This is a genomic window from Sphingobium sp. AS12 (assembly GCF_019097845.1).
Lineage (GTDB): Bacteria > Pseudomonadota > Alphaproteobacteria > Sphingomonadales > Sphingomonadaceae > Sphingobium.
Window position 1 is genome coordinate 1 of record NZ_JAHRGM010000043.1, and the last position, 12,323, is coordinate 12,323.

Annotated in this window: 6 protein-coding genes, 1 tRNA gene, 1 rRNA gene and 6 pseudogenes; 6 read left to right on the plus strand and 8 right to left on the minus strand. The window is 60.4% G+C overall.

What is annotated here, in order from left to right; genetic code table 11:
- Positions 1–127: 127 nt before the first annotated feature.
- From KRZ98_RS16135 to KRZ98_RS24195, 6 genes and pseudogenes are all read right to left on the minus strand, one after another.
- A pseudogene (locus KRZ98_RS16135) lies at positions 128–562 on the minus strand (IS3 family transposase); the annotation flags it as partial.
- Positions 563–1,891, minus strand: coding sequence for an IS110 family transposase (locus KRZ98_RS16140; RefSeq protein ID WP_217674484.1), 1,329 nt, complete (start codon positions 1,889–1,891; stop codon positions 563–565).
- 266 nt (positions 1,892–2,157) lie between these two features.
- A pseudogene (locus tag KRZ98_RS24190) lies at positions 2,158–2,394 on the minus strand (transposase); the annotation flags it as partial.
- A 722-nt stretch (positions 2,395–3,116) separates the two neighbouring features.
- Positions 3,117–4,130, minus strand: coding sequence for an NAD-dependent epimerase/dehydratase family protein (locus KRZ98_RS16150; RefSeq protein WP_217674480.1), 1,014 nt, complete (start codon positions 4,128–4,130; stop codon positions 3,117–3,119).
- 38 nt (positions 4,131–4,168) lie between these two features.
- Positions 4,169–5,329: a nucleotide sugar dehydrogenase gene (locus KRZ98_RS16155; protein WP_217674481.1), complete on the minus strand. Its 1,161-nt coding sequence runs from the start codon at positions 5,327–5,329 to the stop codon at positions 4,169–4,171.
- Between the two features lie 208 nt (positions 5,330–5,537).
- Positions 5,538–5,702 (minus strand): annotated as a pseudogene (locus KRZ98_RS24195) (ISL3 family transposase); the annotation flags it as partial.
- A gap of 193 nt (positions 5,703–5,895) precedes the next feature.
- On the opposite strand from KRZ98_RS24195, the gene KRZ98_RS16160 reads away from it, so the two are divergent.
- The 6 genes and pseudogenes from KRZ98_RS16160 (at position 5,896) to KRZ98_RS16190 (ending at position 11,587) form a co-directional block, all read left to right on the plus strand.
- Positions 5,896–6,225 (plus strand): transposase, encoded by a 330-nt coding sequence (locus KRZ98_RS16160; RefSeq protein ID WP_217674482.1) that lies wholly within the window; start codon positions 5,896–5,898, stop codon positions 6,223–6,225.
- Entirely contained in the window at positions 6,222–6,569 is a 348-nt protein-coding gene (gene tnpB, locus KRZ98_RS16165) for an IS66 family insertion sequence element accessory protein TnpB (protein ID WP_368389840.1), read from the plus strand. The genes KRZ98_RS16160 and tnpB overlap by 4 nt, the downstream gene beginning before the upstream one ends.
- A gap of 60 nt (positions 6,570–6,629) precedes the next feature.
- Positions 6,630–7,946, plus strand: a pseudogene (locus tag KRZ98_RS16170) (IS66 family transposase); the annotation flags it as partial.
- A gap of 210 nt (positions 7,947–8,156) precedes the next feature.
- Positions 8,157–9,688: pseudogene (gene istA, locus KRZ98_RS16175) on the plus strand (IS21 family transposase).
- Between the two features lie 11 nt (positions 9,689–9,699).
- Positions 9,700–10,470, plus strand: a pseudogene (locus tag KRZ98_RS24445) (ATP-binding protein); the annotation flags it as partial.
- Positions 10,471–10,543: 73 nt separating this feature from the next.
- Complete coding sequence (locus KRZ98_RS16190; RefSeq protein ID WP_026150064.1) at positions 10,544–11,587, plus strand: IS110-like element ISShsp1 family transposase; 1,044 nt, start codon at positions 10,544–10,546, stop codon at positions 11,585–11,587.
- 467 nt (positions 11,588–12,054) lie between these two features.
- Here the strand turns inward: KRZ98_RS16190 and KRZ98_RS16195 are convergent.
- Both KRZ98_RS16195 and rrf read right to left on the minus strand, forming a co-directional pair.
- Positions 12,055–12,131: transfer RNA gene (locus tag KRZ98_RS16195), tRNA-Met, on the minus strand.
- 89 nt (positions 12,132–12,220) lie between these two features.
- Positions 12,221–12,323 (minus strand): 5S ribosomal RNA (rrf, locus tag KRZ98_RS16200); the annotation flags it as partial.

The window sequence follows — 12,323 nt, forward strand, 5'->3', positions numbered from 1 at the left end:
CGTCCCACGACAACATCATCGACCTTTGCTGCGAAGCCTGGAACAAGCTGGTCGATCAACCGTGGCGCATCATGACTATCGGACGCCGCAAATGGGCGCGTGGGTTGTGATCAATGCAGGTTGGTATAATGTCACCAGCCCACTTCTGGTTGGGCGCAGCAGCGACAAAATCACCGTCCAGCCAGTTCGCTGCAACACCCAGGCGATGGTGGCTGTCCGTCGTCACCTTGTGCTTGCGGGTGCGGACTGGCTTGATGCCGTTGATCCGCATCAGCCGACCAACGCGTCGCTCGCCGACATCAAGGCCTGCCTCTTTAAGCTCCATTGTCATACGAGGACGGCCATAGCTGCCAAGGCTGAGGCTATACTGTTCCCGGATATGGGCCAGCACTCGCATGTCGGTCCGGTCCCGGCGACACATGGGCCGGACGCGCCATGAACGATAGCCACGTGGGCTGACCCGCATCACCCGGCGGATCGTCTCGACCGGCCATACATGACGCCAGCTCTCCACGAACGCGAACCTCACGGCCGCTGGCTCGCGAAGAACTGCGTGGCCTTCCTAAGAAACAACCATGTCGGGCTCCGGTGGCAACTCCTGGAGCGAGAAGCCGAAGGCCTTTGCGCGGCGCTGGAGATTGCCGATCACCCGGTTCCGATACCGTTCTTCATATTGGGTGGCACCGGGATCATGATACGCCATGCCGTACCGCAAGCTGTTGTAAAACAGGACCGCGATCTTGCGTGCGGTGGCCGTGACCGCCTTCGCTTTTCCTGCGCGCGCCGCCAGCCTCCGGTAAAACGCGCCGAGTGCGGTGTCGCTGCGGCCTATTGTAGTCGCAGCCAGACGCAGGAGTGCTGCCGCACGGCTCGATGAGCGCCGCGTTTTCGACGAGAGCAGTTTGCCACCGGATATCTTGTTGCCCGGGGCCAGACATAGCCAGGACGTAAAATGCTTGGAACTGGGCCATGCTGCGAGATCGGTGCCGCACTCGCCGACGAGCTTGAGCGCCAGAGACGGGCCGATGCCATGGATTTGCGTCAGGTCCACGCCCAGCACGCGATAAAGCGCGGACCGGACCTCGAAGTCAGGTGTGTTCACCTGCCGTCTTTTGGTCCGGACTTTGGGGAGTTCGCGGATATCGTGCCCCTTGTCGATTTCGAGCGCCTTGAGCGCGACCTCCAGCTTGCGATCGCATTCAAGGATCTTGGTCTGGTAAAAGTCGTACAGCGCCAGCGACTGGCATAGCGCAAAGATATGCTCATCCCGCCAGTTTCCGGACAAGGCGGCGCAGATTGTCTCGACCGACGCATGGCAACGAACGTCGCGCATTTCCGCCAGCGTGCTGGGCGTGCGTTCCCCAGCTACAATGGCCCTGATGATCCGCATGCCCGTAACGCCCGTGATGTCGGAAACGACGTGATGAAGCTGCACGTTCATCTCCATCAGCGCCTTCTGCATGTGCTGGATATGGGACGCGGCATATTCGATCAGACGCTCGCGTTGCCGGAGGTAGGAACGCATGGTCGCCACGCCCGCCTCAGGACGGAAGCTCCCTCGCAATAGCCCATAGCTGTGAAGGCGTTGGAGCCAGGCCGCATCGCTGACATCGGTCTTTCGGCCCGGGACGTTCTTGGCGTATCGGGCGTTGACGAGAATGACGTGAAAGCCGTGCTCCTCCAGCACTTCATAGGCCGGGATCCAGTATACGCCGGTGGATTCCATCGCCACGCTGGTAACGCCGCTGGCCTTGAACCAACGGGCCATCTCATGCAGCTCGCCGGTGAATGTACCAAATGCCCGCACGGGATTGTCATCCGTCTGCGAGCTGATCGCCGCCATGTGCATGGTCGAGCCGATATCGATGGCGGCGGCGCCAGGGTTGACCATCGACAATGCGTCAGTGCCCGAGGATTTTGCTCCTGTCATTCCACGTCCTCCTTCAAAACGGAGGGTATGGGCCATGCAAACCGTCATCTTCCTAACCGGGATCGTCGCAATGCGGCGTCGCCACTCTCAAGCACGCAAATGCCCACGGGCCACGTTTTTTAACGGGGTACCATGCCTCCAATAAGCGAACGGCCGCGACCCTCCTGGCGAGCACCATAGCACGACCCGTTTCTACCGCGCACAGGCGGGCTCAGCCGGGGACCGTTTTTTAGGATATCCCTCTCCTCCTTCAGCACGCGGTTCTCCAGACGTAGTCGCTCATTCTCACGAGCCAAATCTGCCTGCGGCGCTGATACCAGATCGGTTGGCCGATACTGCAACACCCATTTACCTAGCGTCGACTTCCCGATCCCCAAATCCTTGGCAACCCGCTCACGCGGCAACCCACTGGTCAGCGCAATACGCACCGCCTCTTGCTTAAACTCTTCTGAATGTTTGATCATCTCTGCGGTCTCCTGTTGCGAGCTGGACACCCGCAACAACCCTAAATCCAGCAAAATCCCATCTAACAATTTCAATTACTTGGCGTTCGAAAGTTCAAGAAATCTGAGGTATTTGCGGATATCCAGCTCTATACGCTCAGGTGACCGGCGCAAAACCGGTACAAGTCCAGACACAGCCTCTCAGCATCTCAAGATGATCGTTCAGGCTGAAAAGCGACTTGGGGTCCATGGCTCATCACCTCCAATAGCTACCCAATCAATGAATCACGAATGACTCAAATCCGCCAAGGTTTTTGCGGGTGTCCAGGTGGGACACAATCTTCAATGCGCCTCAAAAGCGCGTCACGTTGATTAGGGACCTCACCGGCGGATTTCGATCAGGCCAGCGGCAGACACAATGCCGCACAAACAGGCCGGACACATGAAAGCAACCGATCAAATCATCGCGACAACAAAGCCCTTGCCAAAGGGGGCGTCCACATGAATCACGATATAGCGTCTCGTGATAGGCCTAACGAGTCAAACTCCACAGGTCTTGGTATTAATATAGTCAAAGTATTGCTGAGAGCATATACGCTTGAAAGTTGAACTTCGCTTTGACCGATATAAAGTAAGCTGGACACCCGCAACAACCCTGAATTCAGCAAAGTCCCATCTAACAATTTCAATCACTTGGCGCTCGAAAGGTCAAGAAATCAGAGGTATTTGCGGGTGCCCAGCTTCTATATAGCATAGTAATCGCGGTACCACGCGACAAAGCGCGCGACACCTTCGCGGACTTTCATCTGCGGAGCGTAGCCCGTCAGCGTCTTGAGGAGACTGGCATCAGCCCAGGTCGCGGGCACGTCGCCTGCCTGCATCGGCATCAGGTTGCGGGTCGCTTCCTTCCCGGTCGCCGCTTCGATCGCCTCGATGAACTCGGTCAGCTGCACCGCGTCGGAATTGCCGATGTTGACCACGCGCCACGGCGCCACCGGAGAGAGGCTGTCACCTGCGGGCACCGCATCCACCGTCTCCGGGCGCACCGGCGACGTGTCGATCAGCAGGCGGATCGCCTGAACCAGATCGTCGATGTAGGTGAAGTCGCGCTTCATGTCGCCGTAGTTGTAGACGTCGATGGGCTTGCCCTCGAGGATCGCCTTGGTGAACTTGAACAGCGCCATGTCCGGCCGGCCCCACGGCCCGTAGACGGTGAAGAAGCGGAACATGGTGACTGGCAGGCCGAACAGGTGCGCATAGCTGTGCGCCATGTTCTCGGTGGCTTTTTTGGTCGCCGCATAGAACGACATCTGGTGGTCGGCCTTGTCGGTCTCGCGATACGGCATTTCGGTATTGGCGCCGAAGGCCGACGAAGTGGAGGCCAGCAGCATGTGCGCCGGCGGATAGGCGCGCGCGGCCTCCAGCAGCTCGAACGTGCCGACTATGTTGCTTTCCAGATAGGCGCGCGGGTTGTCGATCGAATAGCGCACGCCCGCCTGTGCGGCGAGGTGGATCACCACGTCCGGCTTCTCCTCCTCGAACAGCGTCATCAGCAGGCCCGGCTCCTCGACATAGCCGGTGATGGAGCGAAAGTGGTTGGAGGGGCCAAGCCGCTCTAGCCGCCGCTCCTTGAGCGAAACGTCGTAGTAGTCGGTCATGGCGTCGAGGCCGATGACGCGGAAGCCGTCTTCAAGAAGGCGGGCGCAGACGAACGATCCGATGAAGCCTGCCGATCCCGTAACCAGTGCCTTGCGCATGTAGTCTCCTTAGCCCTTGATGGTCCTGCCGCCGGCGATCAGTCCGAACCGAACAGGTCGCGCGTGAAGACCTTGTCGCTCACGCCTTCCAGCGCGTCGGTCATGCGGTTGGCGATGATGACGTCGCACTCGCTGCAGAACGCATCGATCTCGCGGACCACCCGGGAGCCGAAAAACTCGTCCTGCTCCATCGCCGGCTCGAAGATCACCACCTCGATGCCCTTGGCCTTGATACGCTTCATGATGCCCTGCACAGAAGACTGGCGGAAATTGTCCGACCTGGCCTTCATCACCAGCCGGTAAACGCCGCCCGGCCTGCGGGCGATGATCTGGTCGGCCAGGAAATCCTTGCGGGTGCGATTGGCGTCGACGATCGCGCCGATCAGGTTCTGCGGCACCTCGGAATAGTTCGCCAGCAGCTGCTTGGTGTCCTTTGGCAGGCAATAGCCGCCGTAGCCGAAGCTGGGATTGTTGTAGTGCCGGCCGATACGCGGATCGAAGCTGACGCCATCGATGATCTGGCGGCTGTCCATGCCGCCGGCGATGGCATAGCTGTCCAGCTCGTTGAAGAAGGCGACGCGCATGGCGAGGTAGGTGTTGGCGAACAGCTTAATCGCCTCGGCCTCGTTGGAGTCGGTGAACAGGATCTCGAAGTCCTTGGCCTCGGCGCCCTGCAGCAGCAGGTTGGCGAAGATGCGCGCCCGCTCGGACTGCTCGCCGACGATGATGCGCGAGGGATGAAGGTTATCGTAGAGCGCCCGGCCCTCACGCAGGAACTCGGGGCTGAAGATCACCTGCTGTGTGTCCAGCCGCGCGCGCACGTCCTTGACGAAGCCGACCGGGATGGTCGATTTTATGACGATCGTGGCGTCGGGGTTCAGGCCCGACGCGGTCGAGATCACTGCTTCCACCGAAGAGGTGTCGAACTCGTTGGTCTCGACATCGTAATTCGTCGGCGTCGCGACGATCACGTAGTTGGCGCCCGCCATCGCCTCAGCCGGGTCGAGCGTCGCGGCGAGGTCCAGCGGCCTGGTTGCCAGGAATTCCTCCAACTCGGCATCGACGATGGGAGACTTGCGCGCATTGAGCATTTCGACGCGCTCGGCCGTGATGTCGACTGCGACGACGATGTTGTTCTGGGCAAGCAGCACTGCGTTGGAAAGCCCGACGTAGCCGAGGCCAAACACAGCGATCTTCATGGCAGTCTTATCTCCTTGATATCGGCTAACGCGTCACTGAATAAAACGCCGACGGCATTTATCGGAAATATTGTTCGTAAGCACGTGCAAAATCCAGCTGGCTATCAGCCAACCTTTTCCACAAAATGTGCGATTGCTGCGTTGGCTTTTGTCATCGGTCGTGCAATTCTCCGCAAAAGTGGGCTCTCCCGCAATTTCGAGGCAGGTGTTATGCCATGATACGCGCTCGGAGTAGGTCAAGGCCAGCCCGTCCGTACATGGAACGCTTGATGAACTTGAGCTTGTTGATCTTGCCTTCGACTGGTTCAGTGCTCCACGGCAAAATCAATGCAGCGCGCGCTGCACCGATATCGCGCCGGAGGCCGCGCGCGAACGAAGCGATGGCACTGCCAAGTGCCTGTGCTAGCCATGGTTCGAACTCTGCTACTTCACGTCCGACCAGTATGGCGTGGAAACGCCGCGCAAGGGTATGGCTCCGGTGAGGGCCGCCTTGCGGTGATCGGCTGATATTTTGACATGGCACCGGTGCAAGCGCCGGTGTTTGCACCGATACTAAGGACGGTGCGATGAGTCAGATCACGGCAATTTCGGGGCCGGAGCGGCGGCGGGTATGGACCGACCAGCAGAAGCGCGAACTGGTCGCGGCGGTTTCGGCGCCCGGTGCGAACGTGGCGGAGATTGCCCGCCGTGCCGATCTGCGGCCGAACCAGATCTACAGATGGCGGCGGCAGATGGGGCAGGCAGCCCAAGTCTTTGCAGAAGTGCAGGTGCAGCCCGATCCGATGCCAGTGAGCGGATCGGCGATCATCGTGGAGTTCGAACGGGCGGTCGTGCGTATTCCCGCTGGTGCTTCGCTCGGACTAGTGTCGGCAGTGCTGCGGTCGATCAAGCCGTGATCCCAGTTTCCTCCGGCGTTCGGATATGGATTGCAACGGGGCACACGGACATGCGGCGCGGCATGCGCAGCCTGGCCTTGCAGGTGCAGCAGAGTTTCGGACGTGATCCCTACGCGGGCGACCTCTACATTTTCAGGGGACGCCGCGGCGACCTCTGCAAGATCATCTGGCACGATGGCGTGGGCATGTCGCTTTATGCCAAGCGTCTCGAGCGCGGAAAGTACATCTGGCCTTCGGCCGTGGACGGCGTGATTGCCATCTCCCCCTCGCAGATGGCCTGCATGTTGGAGGCGATCGACTGGCGTAATCCGCAGGCCACATGGCGCCCGACATTGGCCGGATAAAAGCCCTGGCATGACCTAAAAAGATAGAGATTCCGGTGCTTTTTGGCTATGCTATTGGCCATGGGGAACGAGGTACAAGCAGAGATCGACAGCCTTCGCGAGCGGCTTGCCGCTGCCGAGGCTGTCGCCGCTGAAGTGGCCCGGATCAAGGCGATCAACGCGGATCTGGAAGCCCGCAATGCCCTTCTCGAACTTCAGAACGAGAAGATGCGCCGTACCCTTTATGGCCAGCGATCTGAACGTACCCGCCATCTGCTCGACCAGATGGAGCTGACGTTCGAGGAGTGCGAGGCCACTGCCAGCGAGGACGAGACGTTGGCCGCGTTGGCGGCAGCGAAGACCAATGTCGCACCGTTCGAGCGCAAGCGGCCCGCCCGCAAGCCCTTGCCCGAGCATCTGCCGCGCGAGCGCGTCGTCATTGCCGCGCCCGAGGCCTGCCCCTGCTGCGGTTCGGATCGGCTGTGCAAGCTGGGTGAGGATATTACCGAGACGCTCGAGGTCGTGCCGCGCCAGTGGAAGGTGATCCAGACCGTTCGGGAGAAATTCTCCTGTCGCGATTGCGAGAAGATCACCCAACCGCCGGCGCCGTTCCATGTGACGCCTCGCGGGCTCTTTGGCCCCAGCTTCCTGGCGATGCTGTTGTTCGAGAAGTTCGGCGCGCATCAACCACTCAACCGCCAGCGCGAGCGCTATGCCCGCGAGGGCGTGGAACTGAGCCTTTCGACCCTGGCCGATCAGGTCGGCACCTGCACCGCTGCGCTGATGCCGCTCTATCTGTTGATCGAGGCGCATGTCCTGGCCGCAGAGCGGCTGCATGGCGATGATACGACGGTGCCAGTGCTGGCCAAGACCAAGATCGATACAGGCCGGATCTGGACCTATGTTCGGGATGATCGACCTTTTGGCGGACCGGCACCGCCCGCAGCGATCTTCCATTATTCCCGCGACCGGCGAGGCGAGCATCCTGTGAGCCATCTGCGCAGTTGGAGAGGCATTCTCCAGGCCGATGCCTATGCCGGATATAATGCCCTGTTCCATGGCGACCGCCTGCCGGCGCCGCTGACCCGCGCCCTTTGCTGGAGCCACGCGCGCCGCTATTTCTTCGAGCTGGCCGATATCGCCACCCAGCTCAAGAAGCGCCGCAAGAAAGCACCCGTCATCTCGCCGCTGGCGGTGGAGGCGGTCCGTCGTATCGACGCGATCTTCGACATCGAGCGCGCCATCAACGGCAGATCGGCTCAGGAGCGTCTCGCCCTTCGGCAGGAACTCAGCGCGCCGCTGGTTGTCGATCTGGAAGGATGGATGCGCGACAACCGGTCAAAGCTATCAAAGAACAGCGATGTGGCCGAGGCCATGGATTACATGCTCAAGGCATGGCCTGCATTTGCGGATTCCGGGGTGATCGCGCCCGGCATTCCGCGATGATGTCGCCCGCCATTCCGATTTGATCCCGCCCACCGTTCCGGAATGATGTCGCCCATCATTCCGGGATGATGCCGCCCACCTCTGGGCGGTTTGCAGGAGCTGTTCTGGTCGTCGCAGGATCGTCCCTTTTGGGAGGATCGGATGCCGACGGAGAGAATACAGATGCGCCGGGTGCGAGAGATATTGCGGTTGGTCCGAGACGCGGAGGTTCCGGTTCGAGCGGTTGCGCGCCAGCTGGGTGTCGCGCCCTCGACAGTGCGGGAGACCTTGCGCCGCTTTGAGGCATCGGGCGTGGAATGGCCCTTGCCGGCGGACCTAACGGACGGAGCATTGGAAGCCCGGCTATATGGTGCGGCGGGGACCAAGCAGGGTCACCGGCGGCGTGCCGAACCCGATTGGGCGGCGGTCAATCGCGAACTCAAGCGCAAGCATGTTACGCTGCAAATCCTTTGGGACGAATATATCGAGCTTCAGCCCGATGGGTATCGATACAGCCGCTTTTGTGAGCTCTATAGGAGCTGGGAAGCCAGGCTGCCGGTCACCATGCGGCAGACGCATCTGGGCGGCGACCGGATGTTCGTCGACTATGCCGGAGACACTGTGCCCGTGGTGGTCAACAGGCTGACGGGTGAAATCCGCGAGGCGCATATCTTCGTGGCCGTAATGGGTGCCTCCAGCCTGTCCTTTGCCTGGGCGAGCTGGACGGAAAGCCTGCCTGACTGGGTGGATGCCCATATCCGCGCGTTCGGCTATTTTGGCGGCTCCGCCCGCCTGCTGATCCCGGACAACGCCAAAATCGCGGTGATCAAGGCGTGCCTTTACGATCCTCATGTCAATCGCAGCTATGCCGAGCTGGCGGCCCATTATGGCACCGCCGTACTCGCCGCCCGACCCTATCGGCCCCGCGACAAGGCCAAGGTTGAAGCCTGTGTCGGCATCGTCGAACGCTGGATGCTGGGCCGGTTGCGTCATCGGATCTGGCATGGCCTGGGTGAACTCAACGCGGCCATTGCCGATCTGCTGCGCCGTCTCAACGATGAATGGGTTATGCGCCGGTTCGGGCGCACGCGACGCGCCTTGTTCGAAGAGTTGGATGCGCCGCGGCTCAAGCCCTTGCCGGCCGAGCCTTATGTCCTGGCACAATGGCGCCGTGCACGTGTTGGGCTCGATTATCATGTTGAAGTCGAGAAGCATTTTTACTCGGTGCCCTACCGCCACGCGCGCGCTGCGGTCGAAGTGCGGCTGACGGCGCGGACGGTAGAGGTCTTTGCCAAGGGCGAGCGCATCGCTGCCACATGCGTGGTTCGGGCAATGGCCGGCATACCACGATCAACGATCATATGCCCTCCAGCCATCGACGCTACGCCGACTGGACGATCGAGCGCATCGTCGCGGAAGCCCGGAATCTGGGGCCATCGGTACAGTTGTTGTGCGAGATGATCCTGCGCGACCGTCCTCATCCCGAACAGGGCTATCGTTCTTGCCTGGGCATATTGCGTCTGGCGCGCCCCTATGGCGCCGCCCGGCTCGATGCTGCGGCTCTTCGAGCGCTGGAGGTCGGCGCGCGCAATTATGGGTCGGTCAAATCCATCCTCGAAAAGAAGCTCGACGGGCAGCCATTGCGTGCCCCTCGGAGCACCGAGGAGGGGGCAATCGATCACCCGAATATCCGCGGATCAACCTACTACCACTGAAGGAGATAGTCGTGCTCACTCATCCTACCCTTGATCAACTTAACACGCTGGGCCTGTACGGCATGGCCAAGGCGTTCAGCGAACTCGACAAACATGATGACAGCGCGACGCTGAGCCATGCCGAATGGCTCGGGTTGCTGCTCGATCGGGAAATGACGCATCGCCATGACAAGCGCCTTATTGCCCGTCTTCGCCATGCCAGGCTGCGCCACCAAGCCTCGCCGGAAGACGTAGACTATCGCAGCACCCGCGGTCTGGATCGGCGCCTCCTCCAGGCACTGTTCCAGGGTGACTGGATCGATGCCCACGACAATCTGGCGCTCTGCGGCCCTACCGGCATCGGCAAGAGTTGGTTGGCCTGCGCCATCGGGCACAAGGCTTGCCGGGACAACCGCTCGGTCCTCTACACCCGCTTCCCCCGACTGCTGGAGGATCTCGCGCTGGCGCGCGGTGACGGGCGCATCGCCCGCAAGCTCACGCGATCATATCGGAACAGACGGGCGGCATCATCGGAATCCGCAGCATTTACCGCCTTCCTCGGTGACGGCCGCATCTGCCTGACGAACAACGCGGCGGAACGGGCGCTCAGAGGTATAGCCCTGGGCAGAAAATCATGGCTATTCGCCGGTTCAGACCGCGGAGGCCAGCGCACTGCCTTCATGCTGAGCCTTATCGGCACGGCAAAGCTCAGCGACATCGATCCGCAGGCTTGGCTTGCCGACGTCCTCGCGCGCATCGCCGACATCCCCCAGAACCGTCTCCATGAACTGCTTCCTTGTTGGGGTGGACGGCTCCCAACGGCATCGCAATGTGCCAGAGTGAGTGCGTTGCAAGACTCAATCAAGGGAGCCGCCCGTGGAGCAAATTACCCGCATAGGCATGGATACGTCAAAGAACGTTTTTCAACTGCATGGCGTCGATGCAGCGGAGAAGCCAGTGCTGCGCAAGAAGTTGACGCGCCGAGAGATGATTCGGTTTTTCGAAAAGCTGCCACCCACCCTCGTCGCTATCGAGGCATGCGGCAGTTCACATCATTGGGCTCGTCTTCTCGGATCGCTCGGGCATGATGTAAGGTTGATCGCGCCGCAATTAGCGAAGCCCTACGTCAAGCGCGGCAAGAACGACGCTGCGGATGCCGAAGCTCTCTGCGAAGCGGTGAGCCGCCCAACAATGCGCTTCGTTCCGGTAAAGACTGCAGAACAACAGGCCGCGCTCATGTTGGTCGGGGTGCGCGAAAGGCTTATTCAGAAGCGCACCCAGCTCGTCAACGCTATACGAGGGTATGGCGCGGAGTTCGGCATCACCGCGGCGACGGGTGCATGTCGCGTCGTACCGCTTCTCGAGTGCATCGCGGAAGATGAAACGATACCCGAATTGGCGCGCGAACTTTTTGCGCTGCAGGGAAAGGAATATGCGCAGCTCCAGTGCGAGATCGAACGGATCGACGCGAAGCTGATGGAATGGCATCGCAACGACGAATGTAGTCAGCGACTGGCCAAAATTCCCGGCGTTGGGCCTATCGGCGCGACCTTGCTCATGATGAAAACGCCCGATCCGCATCTATTCAAATCCGGTCGGGATTTTGCGGCATGGATGGGCCTGACCCCCAAAGATCACTCGACCGCCGGCAAGACAAGACACGGCGTTATCACTCGCGCTGGTGATGAGCTTCTCAGAAGCACGCTCGTGGTCGGAGCCACCGCAGTCGTTCAGCACGCCCGCAATGGGCGAGGCAGGAATCTAACACCGTGGCTTATCGGCTTGATTGCACGAAAATCGCCTAAGCTCGTTGCGGTTGCCGTTGCTAACAAAGCCGCACGTGTCGCGTGGAAACTCATGGTGAGCGGCGAGCGATACCAGTGCGTCGCGCCGCCCGCGCTAACTGCGGTAGCAGCATAAGAATTAGCCAGGGACGATGAGCAAAATATCAATGCTATCGTACTGAGCTGATCCGTGATCTTGCATGAAGAGAGCAGATGGTGCGATCGATCGATCCGAGGCGTGTGACACTCCGTCAGTTCCAATGGCCATCACAGGCCGCTGCCTTGTTGGGAACACACACCGCGGAAACCATCTTGGCCAGCGGTCACGTGCGACCGCACCGAAAGGCCGGACATATGGAAGCAAGCGATCCGATCAAATTTTCCGTTCAGCCCTTGCAAGAGGGAGCCGTCCACATATGGAACTGGCGCACCGCAGAGGATCAACGCGAAGCCGCCTGATCCGCGGCCTTCACCGAATGCATACCCTTCACCGAATGCATACGATACGGATCCTGGAGTGGATCGAGCAGCGTCGATTGGCCGAGAATCCACAAAGCCCCGGCGCTTTGTGCGTCGGGGCTTTATGGAATGTCGCTATTGTTTTGGTTGCGGGAGTAGGATTTGAACCTACGACCTTCAGGTTATGAGCCTGACGAGCTACCGGGCTGCTCCATCCCGCGACGGCAACGATAAAAGGGCGACCTTTTGGGTCGCCCTTTCATGAACTGTGAATGGGTTTGTGTGTTCCGATATATGCGCGTGCTTCAATGCCTGGCGACGCCCTACTCTTCCAGTGCTTGAGCAATAGTACCATCGGCGCAGTCAGGTTTCACGGCCGAGTTCGGGATGGGATCGGGTGGGTCACAGACGCT